At 71.3% G+C, this 15,790-nt stretch carries 17 protein-coding genes; 12 read left to right on the top strand and 5 right to left on the bottom strand.

What is annotated here, in order from left to right:
• The first annotated feature begins 27 nt into the window (after positions 1-27).
• The 3 genes from LL946_RS16850 to prcA are packed head-to-tail and all read left to right on the top strand — an operon-like array spanning position 28 to position 1,864.
• On the top strand, positions 28-219 hold the full coding sequence (locus LL946_RS16850) for a ubiquitin-like protein Pup (RefSeq protein WP_404382707.1): 192 nt from the start codon (positions 28-30) through the stop codon (positions 217-219).
• On the top strand, positions 216-1,058 hold the full coding sequence (gene prcB / locus LL946_RS16855; protein ID WP_404382709.1) for a proteasome subunit beta: 843 nt from the start codon (positions 216-218) through the stop codon (positions 1,056-1,058). Before LL946_RS16850 ends, prcB begins: the two co-directional genes overlap by 4 nt.
• Positions 1,055-1,864 (top strand): proteasome subunit alpha, encoded by an 810-nt coding sequence (gene prcA / locus LL946_RS16860; protein ID WP_404382711.1) that lies wholly within the window; start codon positions 1,055-1,057, stop codon positions 1,862-1,864. Before prcB ends, prcA begins: the two co-directional genes overlap by 4 nt.
• Before the next feature lie 94 nt (positions 1,865-1,958).
• On the opposite strand, the gene LL946_RS16865 is transcribed toward prcA, so the two are convergent.
• Complete coding sequence (locus tag LL946_RS16865) at positions 1,959-2,651, bottom strand: dienelactone hydrolase family protein (protein ID WP_404382713.1); 693 nt, start codon at positions 2,649-2,651, stop codon at positions 1,959-1,961.
• A 92-nt stretch (positions 2,652-2,743) separates the two neighbouring features.
• A complete protein-coding gene (locus LL946_RS16870) occupies positions 2,744-3,379 on the bottom strand; it encodes a peroxiredoxin (protein ID WP_404382715.1) in 636 nt (211 codons plus the stop codon).
• 147 nt (positions 3,380-3,526) lie between these two features.
• Between LL946_RS16870 and pafA the strand changes: the two genes are divergently transcribed.
• From pafA to LL946_RS16885, 3 genes are read left to right on the top strand one after another with little or no spacing between them, the layout of a single operon-like run.
• Positions 3,527-4,888 carry a Pup--protein ligase gene (pafA, locus tag LL946_RS16875; RefSeq protein WP_404382717.1) on the top strand — a complete coding sequence of 454 codons (1,362 nt, stop codon included), beginning with the start codon at positions 3,527-3,529 and terminating at the stop codon, positions 4,886-4,888.
• A 59-nt stretch (positions 4,889-4,947) separates the two neighbouring features.
• Positions 4,948-5,895, top strand: a complete 948-nt coding sequence (locus LL946_RS16880) for an FKBP-type peptidyl-prolyl cis-trans isomerase (RefSeq protein WP_404382719.1) — start codon at positions 4,948-4,950, stop codon at positions 5,893-5,895.
• A gap of 44 nt (positions 5,896-5,939) precedes the next feature.
• Positions 5,940-6,326 carry an FKBP-type peptidyl-prolyl cis-trans isomerase gene (locus LL946_RS16885; RefSeq protein WP_404382721.1) on the top strand — a complete coding sequence of 129 codons (387 nt, stop codon included), beginning with the start codon at positions 5,940-5,942 and terminating at the stop codon, positions 6,324-6,326.
• Here LL946_RS16885 and LL946_RS16890 read toward each other — a convergent pair.
• Positions 6,313-7,416: a DUF3866 family protein gene (locus LL946_RS16890; protein ID WP_404382723.1), complete on the bottom strand. Its 1,104-nt coding sequence runs from the start codon at positions 7,414-7,416 to the stop codon at positions 6,313-6,315. The genes LL946_RS16885 and LL946_RS16890 overlap by 14 nt on opposite strands.
• A 32-nt stretch (positions 7,417-7,448) precedes the next feature.
• Here LL946_RS16890 and LL946_RS16895 point away from each other — a divergent pair, with 32 nt between their 5' ends.
• From LL946_RS16895 to LL946_RS16920, 6 genes are all read left to right on the top strand, one after another.
• Positions 7,449-8,438, top strand: coding sequence for a helix-turn-helix transcriptional regulator (locus LL946_RS16895; protein WP_404382725.1), 990 nt, complete (start codon positions 7,449-7,451; stop codon positions 8,436-8,438).
• Complete coding sequence (locus tag LL946_RS16900; protein ID WP_404382727.1) at positions 8,438-9,406, top strand: helix-turn-helix transcriptional regulator; 969 nt, start codon at positions 8,438-8,440, stop codon at positions 9,404-9,406. The genes LL946_RS16895 and LL946_RS16900 overlap by 1 nt, the downstream gene beginning before the upstream one ends.
• Positions 9,407-9,436: 30 nt before the next feature.
• Complete coding sequence (gene tatA, locus LL946_RS16905; protein ID WP_404382729.1) at positions 9,437-9,739, top strand: Sec-independent protein translocase subunit TatA; 303 nt, start codon at positions 9,437-9,439, stop codon at positions 9,737-9,739.
• 83 nt (positions 9,740-9,822) lie between these two features.
• On the top strand, positions 9,823-10,596 hold the full coding sequence (gene tatC / locus LL946_RS16910; RefSeq protein WP_404382731.1) for a twin-arginine translocase subunit TatC: 774 nt from the start codon (positions 9,823-9,825) through the stop codon (positions 10,594-10,596).
• 8 nt (positions 10,597-10,604) lie between these two features.
• Complete coding sequence (locus LL946_RS16915) at positions 10,605-11,489, top strand: diacylglycerol/lipid kinase family protein (protein WP_404386939.1); 885 nt, start codon at positions 10,605-10,607, stop codon at positions 11,487-11,489.
• A gap of 9 nt (positions 11,490-11,498) precedes the next feature.
• On the top strand, positions 11,499-14,366 hold the full coding sequence (locus tag LL946_RS16920; RefSeq protein ID WP_404382733.1) for a DEAD/DEAH box helicase: 2,868 nt from the start codon (positions 11,499-11,501) through the stop codon (positions 14,364-14,366).
• 13 nt (positions 14,367-14,379) lie between these two features.
• Here the strand turns inward: LL946_RS16920 and LL946_RS16925 are convergent, their stop codons facing one another.
• Both LL946_RS16925 and LL946_RS16930 read right to left on the bottom strand, forming a co-directional pair.
• Entirely contained in the window at positions 14,380-15,372 is a 993-nt protein-coding gene (locus LL946_RS16925) for a 5'-3' exonuclease H3TH domain-containing protein (RefSeq protein WP_404382735.1), read from the bottom strand.
• Positions 15,373-15,413: 41 nt separating this feature from the next.
• Positions 15,414-15,779, bottom strand: a complete 366-nt coding sequence (locus tag LL946_RS16930) for a hypothetical protein (protein ID WP_404382737.1) — start codon at positions 15,777-15,779, stop codon at positions 15,414-15,416.
• Positions 15,780-15,790: the final 11 nt, after the last annotated feature.

The following is a 15,790-nucleotide window of genomic DNA, read 5'->3' on the forward strand; positions in this document are numbered from 1 at the left end:
GTGCGGCGGCGACACGAGGAGGACCCGATGGCCGGTCAGGAACAGATCAAGCCCGGGCGACGCGACGACGGTCCGGACGACGCCCCCGAGCCCGCCGCAGCACCCGCGGCGCAGGTCTCCGACACCGACATCGACGACATCCTCGACGAGATCGACGGCGTCCTCGAGACCAATGCCGAGGAGTTCGTGCGCGGGTTCGTCCAGAAGGGCGGCCAGTGACCCCGGCACCCGACGGCGGCGGTCTCCCCGCGGCATACCTGCGCACCGGCTCCTCGTCGTTCACGGACTTCGTCGCCGAGCACGAGCCGAGCCTCATCCCCTCGCGTCGGGGCCTGCCCCCGGGCGCCACGATCGACGCACCACACGGCACGACGATCGTCACCCTGACCTTCGACGGCGGGGTGCTCATGGCGGGTGACCGCCGCGCGACGATGGGCAACATCATCGCCAACCGCGACATGGAGAAGGTCTTCGCGACCGACGAGTTCTCGGTGGTCGGCATCGCCGGCACGGCGGGGCTCGCAATCGAGCTCGTGCGGCTGTTCCAGGTCGAGCTCGAGCACTACGAGAAGATCGAGGGCACGCTCATGTCCCTCGAGGGCAAGGCCAACCGCCTCGCCTCGATGATCCGCGGCAACCTCGGCATGGCGATGCAGGGCCTGAGCGTCGTGCCGGTGTTCGCCGGCTTCGACCACCACGAGGGCCTGGGCCGGATCTTCTCCTACGACGTCACCGGCGGCTGCTACGAGGAGCACGACCACCACAGTGTCGGCTCCGGCTCACTCTTCGCGCGCGGCGCGATGAAGAAGCTCTACCGCCCCGGCATGACCCCCGACGAGGCGGTGCGGGTCGCCGTCGAGGCGCTCTGGGACGCCGCTGACGACGACTCGGCGACCGGTGGCCCGGACGTCGGCCGCCGGATCTGGCCCACCGTCGCCCTCGTCACCACCGAGGGAGCGCGGTTCCTCGCCGACGACGACGTCGCCCCCGTGGTCGACGCGATCATCGCCCACCGACAGGGCAACGCCGGCGGACGCCGGGACGGGAGCGCCTCATGACCGCCGGTATGCCGTTCTACGTCTCGCCCGAGCAGCTCATGAAGGACCGGGCCGACTTCGCCCGCAAGGGCATCGCCCGGGGCCGGTCGGTCGTCGTCCTCGGCTACGACCACGGCATCGCCTTCGTGGCCGAGAACCAGTCGCGCAGCCTGCACAAGATCGGCGAGATCTACGACCGGATCGCGTTCGCGGCCGTCGGCAAGTACAACGAGTTCGAGAACCTCCGCGTGGCCGGTGTCCGCTACGCCGACCTGCGCGGCTACTCCTACGACCGCAGCGACGTCACCGCTCGTGGTCTGGCCAACGCCTACGCCCAGACGCTCGGGACGGTCTTCACGCAGGAGTCCAAGCCCTACGAGGTCGAGATCGTCGTCGCCGAGGTGGGGCGGGACGCCGAGAGCGACCAGATCTACCGGCTCACCTACGACGGCTCGGTGGCCGACGAGCGGGGGCTCGTCGCGATGGGTGGTGCCTCCGACCAGATGGAGGAGCGGCTCACCGAGCAGTGGCAACCGGGCCTCACCCTCGCCGAGGCGCTCCGGCTCGCCGTCGCGGGCCTCGCCCACGACCCCGCGGGTGGTCCGGACCGCGAGATCGGGGCCGACCAGCTCGAGGTCGCTGTCCTCGACCGCACGCGGTCACGGCGCACCTTCAGGCGGATCAACGGCGACCTGCTCGGCCAGCTGCTCGCTGACGACGACCCGACCGACGACGTGCCCCCGGTCGACCACGACACACCACGGCAGGCGGCCAGCAACCCCCAGACCCAGCGCCACGGCGACGGGCCGACGCCCGACTCCGACTGACAGCTGGACTGATTGCCCGCAGCGGCGCCTTACGCGTTCGCGTCGTCACTGCTGGGACCCGCCGCTGCGGGCGATCAGTCGGAGGGTGGGGACGTCAGCCCTCGACGGGCAGGTGGTCGGCCAGCCAGAGGGTCGTGGCCTGCCATGCCGCTGCCGACGCCTCGGAGTGGTGGAACATCGGCGCCGGGTTGTCGAACGCGTGGTCTGCGCCCGGGTGGACCAGGACGGTCACGTCCTCGTGGTCCTGGGTGACGGCCCGCTCGATCTCGCGCACGGTGTCGAGCGGGAGGTAGGTGTCGCTGTCGCCGAAGTGGTGCAGGCTCGGCGCCGTCACCTCGGAGGCGAGCCCGAGCAGGTTGGGCAGCGCCGAGCCGTAGTAGCTCACCAGGGCATCCGGCTTCGGGTCCGCGACCGCGGCGACGTTGAAGGCCAGGCCGCCCCCGAAGCAGAAGCCGAGCACGCCCACCCCGCCGACGACGGCAGGGTGCTCCCGCAGCGCGGCCACGGCGTCGACGCCGTCCGCGACGGCCTGCTGCCAGTCGACCTTCTCGAGGAGTGCCATCGCACGCGGCAGCCCCGCGCCGCCCTCCTCGACCACGGGGTCGCCGAGGCGGCCGTAGACGTGGGGGACGAGCACGACGTAGCCGAGGTCGGCGAGGTCCTGCGCACGCGAGCGGACGTAGGCGGTGACCCCGAAGATCTCCTGGAACAGCACGAGTCCCGGGCCGGTGCCGGACGGGGGGAGGAGCAGGTCAGCGGGAACCTCGAGGGCGATGTCGTCGGCCATGCGGACATCTTGCTCGACTTATTGCCCGTTCGCGCGCGTCCCAGCGCCGGCACGACGGGCTGAGACGCGCGAACGGGCAATAAGTCGAGGGGTCAGGCGACGGGAGCTGCGGCGTAACGGAGGTAGGGCTTGACCTCCTCGACGTCCTCGAACCGCTCGCGGGCGTCGTCGGTGGAGACGGTCGGGGCGACGATGACGCGCTCGCCGGGCTTCCAGTCGGCCGGGGTGGAGAACGGACCCGAGTCGTTGACCTGGAGGGCGTCGAGGGCGCGCAGCACCTCGTCGAAGTTGCGGCCGGCGCTCTTGGGGTAGGTGAGCGTGAGGCGGACCTTGCCCTTGGGGTCGATGAGGAAGACCGACCGAACGCTCGAGGTGTCGCCCTCGCCCGGGTGGATCATGTCGTAGAGCTCGGCGACCCTGCGGTCCTTGTCGGCGACGATCGGGTAGGTCACGGCCGAGCCGCCGACCTCCTCGATGTCCTTCTTCCAGGCCTGGTGGTCATCGATCGCGTCCACGGAGACGGCGAGCACCTTGGCGTTGCGGTCGGCCCACTCGTCCTTGAGGGCGGCGACGCGCCCGAGCTCGGTCGTGCACACCGGCGTGAAGTCGGCGGGGTGGCTGAAGAGGACGGCCCAGCCGTCGCCCTTCCAGTCGTGGAAGCTGATCTCACCCTCGGTGGTCTCAGCGGTGAAGTCGGGGGCGTTGTCGCCGAGACGCAGCGTGGCCATCGGGGAGTCCTCTCATCGGTAACACAACGTTGTCGAATCTCAAACATGCCGTTAAGTGCCGCATGCTGGTACCGCTGTACCGGATGCTGGACTCGCCCTGGGTCAGAGCGCCCCTCGCAGCCGGGTGGGCGAGACTAGGGTGGCGCCATGGAGCGACGGATCTTCGGGATCGAGAACGAGTACGGCATCACCGCCTCGTCCGAGGGCCAGCGCACGCTCACGCCCGACGAGGTGGCCCGCTACCTCTTCCGCAAGGTCGTCGCCTGGGGCCGTTCGAGCAACGTCTTCCTCGCCAACGGCTCGCGTCTCTACCTCGACGTCGGCAGCCACCCCGAGTACGCCACCGCCGAGTGCGACTCGCTCCGCCAGCTCGTCGCCCACGACCGCGCGGGGGAGCGTGTCGTCGAGGGCCTCGTGGCCGATGCCCAGGCGCGGCTGCGCGAGGACGGCGTCAACGGCGAGATCTACGTCTTCAAGAACAACACCGACTCCGCCGGCAACTCCTACGGCTGCCACGAGAACTACCTCGTCGGCCGCAGCGGCGACTTCCAGGTCTTCTCGGACACACTGCTGCCGTTCCTCATCAGCCGCCAGATCACCTGCGGCGCAGGCAAGCTCGTGCGCACCTCCAAAGGCGTGGAGTATGCCGTGAGCCAGCGCGCGGACCACATCTGGGAGGGCGTTTCGTCGGCGACGACCCGCAGCCGGCCGATCATCAACACCCGCGACGAGCCGCACGCCGACGCCGAGCAGTACCGCCGGCTCCACGTCATCGTCGGCGACTCGAACATGAGCGAGACGACGACGATGCTCAAGGTCGGCTCCTGTGACCTCGTGCTGCGGATGATCGAGGACGGCGTCGTCATGCGCGACCTCACCCTCGAGAACCCGATCCGCGCCATCCGCGAGATCAGCCACGACATGACGGGTCGCCGCCTCGTCCGGCTCGCCAACGGCCGCGAGCTGAGCGCCCTCGACCTCCAGCGCGAGTACCTCACCGCCGCATCGGCCTACGTCGACCGCGAGGGTGCGCGCGACCCCGACCACAAGACGGTCCTCGACCTGTGGGAGCGGACCCTCGACGCCGTCGAGACGGGCAACCACTCGCTCGTCGACACCGAGATCGACTGGATCATCAAGCACAAGCTGCTCGACGACTACGCGACGAGGCACGGGCTCGACCTCGACCACCCCCGGCTGGCGCAGATCGACCTCGCCTACCACGACATCACGCGGCGACGCGGCCTGTTCTACCTCCTCCAGGCACGGGGCCGCGCGGCGCGGGCGGTGACCGACCCCGAGATCTTCGAGGCCAAGGTGCGTCCGCCGCAGACGACCCGGGCCAAGCTGCGGGGCGACTTCATCCGTGCCGCCCAGGAGCACCGACGCGACTTCACCGTCGACTGGGTGCACCTCAAGCTCAACGACCAGGCCCAGCGCACCGTGCTGTGCAAGGACCCGTTCCGCAACGAGGACCCCCGGGTGGAGCGGCTCATCTCAGGGATGTGACAGGTCCTGTGGTTATGGTGGGGGCCAACCCACCCCCGCTCGATCTGAGGTCAACAGCTGTGTCCCGCGCCCGTTTCGCCCCCCTTGTCGCTGCCCTGACCGTCGGCGCCGTCGCCCTCGTCGGCTGCGGCGAGTCCTCCGGCTCCGGCGGCTCCAAGGCCGACACCGGTCCCCTGTCCCAGGTCAAGGTCGACGGCACCGACCCGGCCAAGGAGCCGACGGTGACGATCGCGCCCAAGCCGCTCAAGCTGACCGGTGAGACCAAGCGGGTCATCACCGAGGGTGAGGGCACCGCCGCCGGCAAGACCGACATGATCTCGGTCAAGGCCCAGATCATCAACGGCACCGATGGCAAGGTCGTCACGAGCACGTGGAAGGAGGGGCAGACCCTCGGCATCGACCTGACCGACAAGCAGATGCTGCCGCTCTTCACCTCGCAGCTGCCCGGCTCCAAGCCCGGTGCGCGCGTGCTCATCGGTGCACCGACCTCGTCGGTCTACGGTCCCCAGGGCAACACCAACCTCGGTCTCAAGGCCGAGGACCCGATCCTCTTCGTGGTCGACGTCGTCGACGTCGTCGCCCCGCTCAAGCAGGCCGAGGGCGCAGCCGTCGCACCCAAGGCGGGCCTGCCCACCGTGACGATGAACCCGGGCAAGGCCGCGACGATCACCATGCCGAAGACGACGGCGCCCACCGCGCTCGTCACCCAGCCCCTCGTCACCGGCACGGGCGACAAGGTCGCCAAGGGACAGACGATCAAGGTCGCCTACACCGGTGCCCTCTGGCGCAACGGCCAGGTCTTCGACTCCAATGCCGAGGGCTACCCGACGGCCATCGGCGTCGGGGCGGTCGTGCCCGGCTGGGACAAGGCCATCGTCGGCCAGCCCGTCGGCAGCCGCCTCCTGCTCGTCGTTCCGCCCGCGGACGGCTACGGCGCCCAGGGCCAGGGCGACATCAAGGGCACCGACACCATGGTGTTCGTCGTCGACATCCTCGGCGCCGTCTGACCCCCCGAACAGCCGACCACCTCCTCCCGAAAGGACCCACCCCCATGGCATTCGACCCCGCAACCCCGCGCCCCGAGATCGACTTCCCGGGCGACGCGGCCCCCACCGAGCTCGTCGTCGAGGACCTCACCGTCGGTGACGGAGCCGAGGCCACCGTCGGCGCGACGATCGACGCGCACTACGTCGGTGTCGCCCACTCGACCGGCGAGGAGTTCGACGCCTCCTGGAACCGCGGTGCGCCGCTCACCTTCCAGGTCGGCGTCGGCCAGGTCATCCGCGGCTGGGACGAGGGCATCGTCGGCATGCGCGAGGGTGGCCGCCGCCGCCTGCTCATCCCGCCGGCCTACGGCTACGGCGACCGCGGCGCGGGCAACGTCATCAAGCCCGGCGAGAGCCTGATCTTCGTCGTGGACCTCGTCAGCGTTCGCTGACCCTCCGCGCGGCGCAGACACCGGCGACCGCGCTGACGACGAACCCGGCGAGGTCCTCCTCGAGCCCGCGCCCCATCGTCGACAGCCTCACCGGGCTCTGACGCAGCGCCTCCAGCACCCCTTCCGTGCCGATCTCGACGACGTCGAGGTCGGCACGGCTGGTTGCGGCGAGCTTCGCCGCCTGGCTGCGCACGAGGGCCGCGAGCTCTCCGCCACCCGCAGGCACCGGGACGATTGCGGGGGAGAGCAGGGCCTTCCCGTATGCCGTGGTGCTGTGGTGCGAGATCCCGCGGTGCCGCTGCCTGGGGTCGGCTCCCGAGACGCGCAGCGCCGCGATGCTCGTGCCGCCGAGGACGTGCGTGGCGTGCAGGGCCTCGCAGGCAGCGACCCCGGAGAAGCCCCACGGGGTGCCGGTGCCGACGTTGCCCGGGCCCTGGACGACGACGGTGACGTCGGCGCCGACGACGTGGCGCGCGGCGAGCAGGCCGCTGTGCAGCGAGACCGCCTCGTGGTCCCCACCGAAGGCCTGCCCCACGGTGATCGTGGCGGCGACCCAGCCGGCGTCCTTGAGCCCGGCGACGGAACGGGAGAACGCCAGGGGCAGCGCCCCGCCGTCGGTCATGACGTAGGCGACCCGCGCCTCCGGACGGGCGAGGCGCACGCCGGCGATGACCGCGGGCAGCGCCGAGTGCAGGTCCGCCACGACGACCGGCATCCCCTCGAGGGTCTCGGCGTCGCGGAGCACGTGGTGGTGCGGGCTGTCCTGCTCGTCGACGGCGAGGAACATCTGCTGCTGCGGCGTGTAGCGCGCCTTGACGATGTGACCCGGTGCGTCCGGCGTGTCGGCCGGGAGGCGGTCGGGCACCGCGACGATGAACGCCAGGCCACCAGTGCCCAAACCCTTGAGCAGCGCGGAGGCGTTGAGGACCACCCGGTCGCCCGGCTCGGGTCGACCCACCATGGCCGTGTAGGCCAGTCCCCGCACCTCGGAACCGGTGTCCTCAGCGGGAGTCAGCCGGACGGCATACTCCACCGCACCCGGCCACTCACGGATCGTCTCGACGACTACGCCCTCGCGCCACTGCATCACGGGAGGCAGGCTATCGACTACCGTCGGGCCTCATGAGTGCAGCGACGGGGCCGGCCGCCAAGACAGAGCGGCTGCTCAACCTCGTCCTCGTGCTCCTCTACACGCGCCGACCGCTGGCCAAGGCCCAGATCCGCGCCCTCGTGCCGCAGTACGGCGAGACCGCCTCGACCGAGGCCTTCGACCGGATGTTCGAGCGCGACAAGGACGAGCTCCGGGCCCTCGGCGTCCCGCTCGTCACCGAGGAGATCGACGTCCTGCACGAGGACGAGCCCGGCTACCGGATCCACCAGCGCGACTACGCGCTCCCCGACATCGAGTTCGAGCCCGACGAGCTCGCCGTGCTCGGCCTCGCGAGCCGCAGCTGGGCCCACGCCTCCATGGCCGGTCCGGCGGCCCAGGCCCTGCGCAAGCTGCGCGCCTCGGGCGTGGAGCGCGACGACGCGGCCCTCATCGGGATCGAGCCGCGGCTGCGGACGACCGAGCCGGCCTTCGAGGCGGTCAAGGACGCCGTGCTGAGCCGGACCCCGATCACCTTCGGCTACCGCCGGCCGGAGCGGGCCGAGGCACAGGTGCGCACCGTCCAGCCGTGGTCGCTCGTGCAGTGGCACGGCCGCTGGTACCTCGCGGGCCACGACCTCGACCGTGACGACACCCGGGTGTTCCGGCTCTCGCGCGTCGACGGCTCGGTGCGCACGGCGGGTCGGCCCGGCTCCTTCGAGGTCCCCGCTGACTTCGAGGCGAGGGTGCTCGTCGAGCGGTCCGCGCCCCGGGGTGAGACGCGGCAGGCGCGCCTGCTCGTGCGCCCCGGCTCGGCCCACAGCCTGCGCAGGCGCGCGCTGGGGGCCACCGGGACCGATGGTGGGTGGACCGAGGTCACCCTCGACTTCCACGACGTCGACGGCTTCGCCGCCGAGGTCGCCGGTCACGGCGACGACGTGCAGGTGCTCGAGCCGGCCGAGCTCGTCGAGCGGGTGCAGAGCCAGCTGCGGGCCGTGCTCGCCGTCCACGAGGCAGGTGCCTGATGGCGACCGAGACCGCGACGACCCGCCTGACCCGGCTGCTCACGATGGTGCCGTGGCTCGTCAACCGTCAGGGGATCGAGCTCGAGGAGGCGGCACGCGGGCTCGGCGTGAGTGTCGAGCAGCTCGAGTCCGACCTCAACCTGCTCTTCCTCTGCGGCTACGGCCAGATGCCGGACGAGCTCATCGAGGCGGACTGGGAGGAGGGTCGGGTCTTCGTCGGCAACGCCGACACGATCTCGCGCCCGTTGCGCCTCGGCGTGGACGAGGCCGTGACCCTCATCGTCGGCCTGCGCACCCTGCTCGACGTCCCCGGCCTCACCGAACGTGATGCGATCGAGCGGGCCCTGGCCAAGCTCGAGGCCGCGGCGGGCACCGCCGCCGAGCCGGCCGCCCGCGTGTCGGTCGACCTCGACGACGCGGTCGACCCCGGGGTCCTGGCCCGCGCCCGCGAGGGCGTCGAGCGGCGCCGGCGCCTGCACCTCACCTACCACGTGCCCGGTCGCGACGAGTCGACCGAGCGCGACGTCGACCCGATGCGGGTCATCGCGGCCGAGGGGCACTGGTACCTCGAGGGTTGGTGCCACCGCGCCGTGGGCGTGCGGATGTTCCGGCTGGACCGGGTCGAGGCGCTCACCGTCCTCGACGAGGACGGCACGCCGCCCGAGGGAGTGGCGCCGCGCGAGCTCGGCGAGAGCATCTTCAGCGGCACCGACGCCGACCTCGTCGTCACGCTGAGGCTGCTGCCCGGCGCCCTGTGGGTGAGCGACTACTACCCCGTGGAGTCGGCGATAGACGGGGACGACGGGACCCGCACCATCACGCTGCGCACCGCTGACACCGCCTGGCTCGAACGCCTCGTCCTGAGGATGGGTGGACACGTCCTCGTCGTCTCACCCGACGACCTCAGGGAACGCGTCGCCGCCCGCGCCCAGGCAGCCCTGGCTCCACAGACCCACGACGTAGACTGAACACCGACCCTCACCGGAAGAAGGCAACTCATGTTTGGTGGCCGACTCGGCGCCCCCGAGATCATCATCATCGCGGTCCTCCTGATCGTCATCTTCGGCTGGAAGCGGCTGCCCGACGCAGCGCGCAGCCTCGGCCGGTCGGCGCGCGTCTTCAAGTCCGAGGTCGACGAGATGAAGAACGACGGCAAGGACAAGAAGTCCTCCGAAACCGTCACCGGCGAGACCGTCCGCCGTGAGGCCGACGTCGACGCGACCCGCGGTACCTCGCCCATCGAGGAGAACGCCCCCCGGACCGACAACCAGTCGGGTCCGACCTCCGGCACCTCCGTCTGAGCCGCGCCCGCTCCATGGCCCGAGTTGCGAGACCCGGTCGGGCTCGCCTGCCCCGCAGGCGAGCGCGCGACCCCGAGGGCAGGATGTCGCTCGGCGACCACCTGCGTGAGTTCCGGCGTCGGCTGTTCATCGCCGCCGCGGCGCTCATCGCGTGCACGGTCGTCGGCTGGTACCTCTTCGACACGATCTACCTGCACCTCACGGCACCCATCGCCACCATCGCCGAGCAGCGGGGCGAGGGCTCGCTCATCGACCTCAACTACGCCGGCCTGACCGCGGCGTTCTCGCAGCGCCTCAGCCTGTCGATCTGGGCGGGCACGATCATGTCGGCGCCGATGTGGCTGTGGCAGGCCTGGGCGTTCGTCGTCCCGGGCCTGACCAAGAAGGAGAAGCGGCTCTCCCGGCTGTTCATCGCGGCCATCGTCCCGCTCTTCCTCGGCGGGTGCTGGTTCGGCTACACGACCCTTCCCAAGGCCGTGGAGATCCTGCTCGGGTTCACCCCGGAGGGCGCGGCCAACCTCCCCGAGGCGGCGCTGTACTTCTCCTTCGTCACCCGGTTCATCCTCGTCTTCGGGATCGCCTTCCTCTTCCCCGTCGTCCTGGTTGCGCTCAACGTGGCCGGGGTCCTGCCGGCCCACGTCATGCTCAAGGGCTGGCGACCGGCCATCGTCCTCATCGTGCTGTTCTCGGCCGTCGCCACCCCGACGCCGGACCCCTTCACGATGCTCCTGCTCGCGGCGCCCCTCGTGGTGCTCTACTTCGCGGCCTACGGGGTCGCACGCCTCATCGACCGGCGCCGGGCCAAGGACCGCCCCGACTGGCTCGAGACCTCTGACGACGAGGCGTCGGCGCTGTGAGCGACCCGATGCGCGTCGGCCTCGTCATCAACCCCACGGCCGGCAAGAACACCGGTGCCCGCATCGGCCGTGAGGCCGCCTCGCTGCTGGCCGCCGCGGGCCACTCCGTCGTCGACCTCTCGGCGATGGACGGCCCCCACGCCCTCGAGCGGGGTCGGGCCGCCATCCGCGACAAGGACATCGACGTGGTCGTCGTCGCCGGCGGTGACGGGATGGTCCACCTCGGCGTCAACCTCGTCGCCGGGACCGACGTGCCGCTCGGCATCATCGCCGCCGGCACCGGCAACGACAACGCCCGCGAACTCGGGCTGCCGGTGCGGGACGCCGCCAAGGCCGTCGAGCGGATCACCCGCGGCGCCACCAGGCGCATCGACGCCGTGCGCCTCGTCACGGCCCGTGGCGAGCAGCGGTGGTTCGTCGGCGTCCTCGCTGCCGGGTTCGACGCCGTCGTCAACGAGCGTGCCAACGGCTGGCGCTGGCCCAAGGGGCAGATGCGCTACAACCTCGCCATCGCCCGCGAGCTCGGCGTGTTCCGGCCCATTCCCTACGTCATCGAGCTCGACGGCACCCGGCACGAGACCAAGGCGATGCTCGTCGCGGTCGCCAACGGGCCGGCATACGGGGGAGGGATGAGGGTCGTGCCGAGTGCCGAGTACGACGACGGGATGCTCGACGTGCTCATCCTCCACGAGGTCTCGATCCCGACACTCCTGCGCGTCTTCCCCAAGGTCTTCAAGGGCGCGCACGTCGACCACCCGGCCGTCGAGATCCTCCGGGGCCGACGGGTTCGTCTCGAGGCCAGGGGCATCGTGTCGTACGCCGACGGGGAGCGGTTCGAGGCTCTCCCGATCGACTGCGAGGTCGTCCCGGGTGCGGTGACGGTCCTGACGTAGCCTGACCGCATGAGCACCACGGGTCCCCATCTGGCCAGGTTCATGGACTCGCTGGGGTTCGAGCTCGACGAGTTCCAGGTGCGGGGCTGCCAGGCCGTCGAGGCCGGTCAGGGTGTCCTCGTCGCCGCGCCCACCGGCGCGGGCAAGACGATCGTCGGCGAGTTCGCGGTCCACCTCGCGCTGGCCACGGGTCGCAAGGCCTTCTACACGACGCCGATCAAGGCGCTCTCGAACCAGAAGTACCACGACCTCGTCGCCGTCCACGGCGTCGACAAGGTCGGCCTCCTCACCGGGGATGCGTCCGTCAACGGCGAGGCTCCCGTCGTCGTCATGACGACCGAGGTGCTCCGCAACATGGTGTATGCCGGGAGCAGCACCCTCCGTGGCCTGGGCTTCGTCGTCATGGACGAGGTCCACTACCTCGCCGACCGCTTCCGCGGCGCCGTCTGGGAGGAGGTCATCATCCACCTGCCCGAGTCGGTGCAGGTGGTCTCGCTGTCGGCGACGGTGAGCAACGCCGAGGAGTTCGGTGACTGGCTCGCCGAGGTGCGCGGCAACCACGCCGTCGTCGTGTCCGAGCACCGGCCCGTCCCGCTGTGGCAGCACATGCTCGTCGGCAGCTCGATGTTCGACCTCTTCGTCGACGAGACCGCCGAGCCGCGCGAGGACGGGTCGACCCCGCGCGTCAACCCCGAGCTCCTGCAGGCGATCCGGGGCGCCGACCAACGCCGCAGCGACGACGGCTGGGTGCGGGGGAGCACCAGGGACCGTGGACGGGGCCGGGAGCTGGGACGCGACGTCATGCGTGACAGCAGTCGTGACCGTGGCCGCGGGCCGGGTCGCGGTCCGGGGCGCGGCAACCACGCCACCCAGGGCCAGCGCGGAGCACACTCCGGCTCAGGGGGCCGCGAGGATCGCGGCTTCGTCCGTGGCGGTCGGCCCGGCGGGGGCGCGACCCGGGCAGAGGTCATCGCCCAGCTCGACCGCGACGGACTGCTGCCGGCGATCACCTTCATCTTCAGCCGGATGGGCTGCGAGGCCGCGGTGGGGCAGCTCCTCTCCGCCGACACCCGGCTCATCCCACCGCGCGAGGGGGAGCGGATCCGGCGCCACGTCGAGGAGCGCGTCGGCTCGCTCGCCGACGAGGACCTCGGGATCCTGGGCTACTTCGACTTCGTCGAAGGCCTGTCACGCGGCTTCGCGTGCCACCACGCCGGCATGCTGCCGCTCTTCCGCGAGATCGTCGAGGAGCTCTTCACCGTCGGGCGGATCCGGGCGGTGTTCGCCACCGAGACCCTCGCGCTCGGCATCAACATGCCGGCTCGCACCGTCGTCCTCGAGAAGCTCGTGAAGTTCAACGGCGAGGCCCACGTCGACGTCACGCCGGCGGAGTACACCCAGCTCACCGGGCGTGCCGGCCGCCGTGGCATCGACGTCGAGGGCCACGCCGTCGTCCAGTGGAGCCGCGGCCTCGACCCGCTCGCCGTGGGCGGGCTCGCCTCGACCCGGACCTACCCGCTGCGGTCGAGCTTCCGGCCGACCTACAACATGGCGGTCAACCTCGTCGCGCAGGTCGGCCGCGAGGTGGCCCGCGAGATCCTCGAGACGTCGTTCGCGCAGTTCCAGGCTGACCGCGCCGTCGTCGGGCTGGCGACCAAGGTGCGTCGCAACGAGGAGGCTCTCGACGGCTACGCCGAGTCCATGCACTGCCACCTCGGTGACTTCCGTGAGTACGCCGCACTGCGCCGGGCCATCGCCGACGGCGAGAAGGACGGCGCGAAGAAGCGGTCCGCCAGCCGCCGGGCCGAGGCCGCGATCAGCCTCGAGAACCTCAAGGTCGGTGACGTCGTCAAGGTGCCCGCCGGCCGTCGCTCCGGCTGGGCCGTCGTCGTCCAGTCGGCCCGCACCGGCAAGGGTGCGCCGAGTGGTCCGGGAGTGGTGACCGAGGACCGGCAGTTCCGCCGGCTCACCCTCACCGACGTCCCGGTGCCCGTCGAGGCCGCCACCCGCATCACCGTGCCCAAGCACTTCAACCCCAAGTCTCCCAAGTCGCGTCGCGACCTCGCCACGACGATGCGCATCGCGGTGCCGCACGACCCGCCGCCCCCGTCGGCCAAGGAGGCCGGGCGCGAGGCGGCGGAGGAGAACGACCGGATCGCCCACCTGCGCCAGGAGCTCAAGGCCCACCCCTGCCACCAGTGTCCCGAGCGCGAGGACCACGCCCGCTGGGCCGAGCGCTGGCACCGCCTCAAGCGCGAGACCTCCGGCCTCCAGCGCAAGGTCGAGGGTCGCACCAACAGCGTGGCACGCACGTTCGACCGGATCTGTGTCGTGCTGCGCCAGCTCGGCTACCTCGACGACGACAACGCCGTGACCGAGCGCGGCGAGAGGCTCCGTCGCCTCTACACCGAGCGAGACCTGCTCGCCGCCGAGTGCCTGCGACGCGACGTCTGGAAGCGGCTCGACGCTCCTGGCCTCGCCGCCTGCGTCTCGACACTCGTGCACGAGCCCCGTCACGACCAGGCCGACCCGTCGCCGCGCATGCCGGGCGACGAGGTCGCCACGGCGGTCACCGAGATGCAGCGCCTCTGGAGCGAGCTCGACGACCTCGAGGCCGAGCACGGGCTCGAGACGACCGAGGCACCCGACGGCGGCATGGCCTGGATGGTGCACCGCTGGGCCAGCGGTGAGCGCCTCGACGCCGTCCTGCGCGGTCAGGAGATGGCGGCCGGCGACTTCGTGCGGCGCTGCAAGCAGATCGTCGACCTGCTCGGCCAGATCGCCGACGCCGCTCCCGACACCGAGCTGCGCCGGACCGCACGCAAGGCCGTGGACGGCGTCCTGCGGGGAGTCGTGGCGGCCGACCGCCTCGACTGAGAGGCGCTGTGGCTCAGGGGATCTGTAGAGCGGCGAGGACCCGGTTGATCGGGTTCGTGATGCCGAAGGTCGACGCGAGCTCGCTGAGGAGCCGGGTGTCGGCCACCGATGTGGGCAGCGCGGCGTCCACGTCGGCGACCGGGGCGTCCCGCGCCACGCGCACCACCTTCGGTGCGACGTCGAGGTATGCCGTGGCCGCCTCGAGGTTGGCCCGGCGGGCTCCCTTGATGGCCGGGTCCCCGTCGTCCACCGCCCTGCGCAGCCCGTCGAGGTCCCCGTATGCCGCGATGAGCTGGGCCGCGGTCTTGTCGCCGATGCCCTTGACGCCGGGAAGACCGTCGCTCGTGTCGCCGCGCAGGATCGACATGTCCGCGTACGCGTCACCGGACGGCACGGCATACCGCTCCTGCAGGTAGGTCTGGGTGCCGAGGTCCGGCTCGCGCACACCTCCCTTGCCGGTGTAGAGCACGCGCACCGAGTTCGCGTCGTCGATGAGCTGGAGCAGATCGCGGTCGCCGGTGACGACGTCGATGGCCATCGTGCCGCGGTGCCGCTCGACCAGGGTCCCGATGACGTCGTCGGCCTCGAACCCGTCCGCGCCGAGGCGGGGGATGCCGAAGGCCGCGAGGGCATCGGCGATGAGCGGAACCTGGGGCGCGAGGTCGTCGGGGACCTCCTCGGCGGCGGTGTCGTCCGAGGCGGGGTGGGCCTGGTCCGGAGCATCGCCCGCCGCGGGCGCGGGAGCGGCACCCGCAGCGTCGGCGACGCGGTGGGCCTTGTAGCTCGGGATGAGGTCGACGCGGAACTGCGGGCGCCAATCGTTGTCCCAGCAGGCGACGAGGTGAGTCGGCTGGTGCGCCGTGACGAGCGTGGCGATCATGTCGAGGAAACCGCGCAGGGCGTTGGTCGGGTGCTCGTCCGGTGACGTCCGCTGGTCGGGGACACCGTAGAAGGCGCGGAAGTAGAGCGAGGCGGAGTCGAGGAGCAGCAGCCGGCCGGTCGTCATGGCGGCAGCCTAGTTGGGGCCTCGGCGCATCGGGCGAGGGCTCAGAACGCGCCGGCGATGGTCCCGGCCAGCCACAGGCACGCGGCCGCGAGGAGGAGGGCACCCACGACCACGTCCCACACCGTCCGGGACGACCCGCGGTTGATCCTCACGAGTCGCACCACCAGCGTGACGACGAGGACGAGCACGCTGAGCGGAGCCAGGCCGATGAGGCCGACGAACGCGGCGAGGTCCCGCGGTGTCAACGTGCAGCCGAAGCCGAGCCCTTCGCACTGGCCGCCGGGGTTCCGGTCGGGCGAGAGGACGAACCAGAGCGCCCAGGTTGCCCACAGCAGTGCGAGGCCGACGAGGACGACGGGCGAGACGAGGGAGCCCCGGGGAGCACGCGGTCCGGATGCCGTGTTCATGACGAGCATCG

This window comes from Knoellia locipacati (assembly GCF_044791685.1).
Lineage (GTDB): Bacteria > Actinomycetota > Actinomycetes > Actinomycetales > Dermatophilaceae > Knoellia > Knoellia locipacati_A.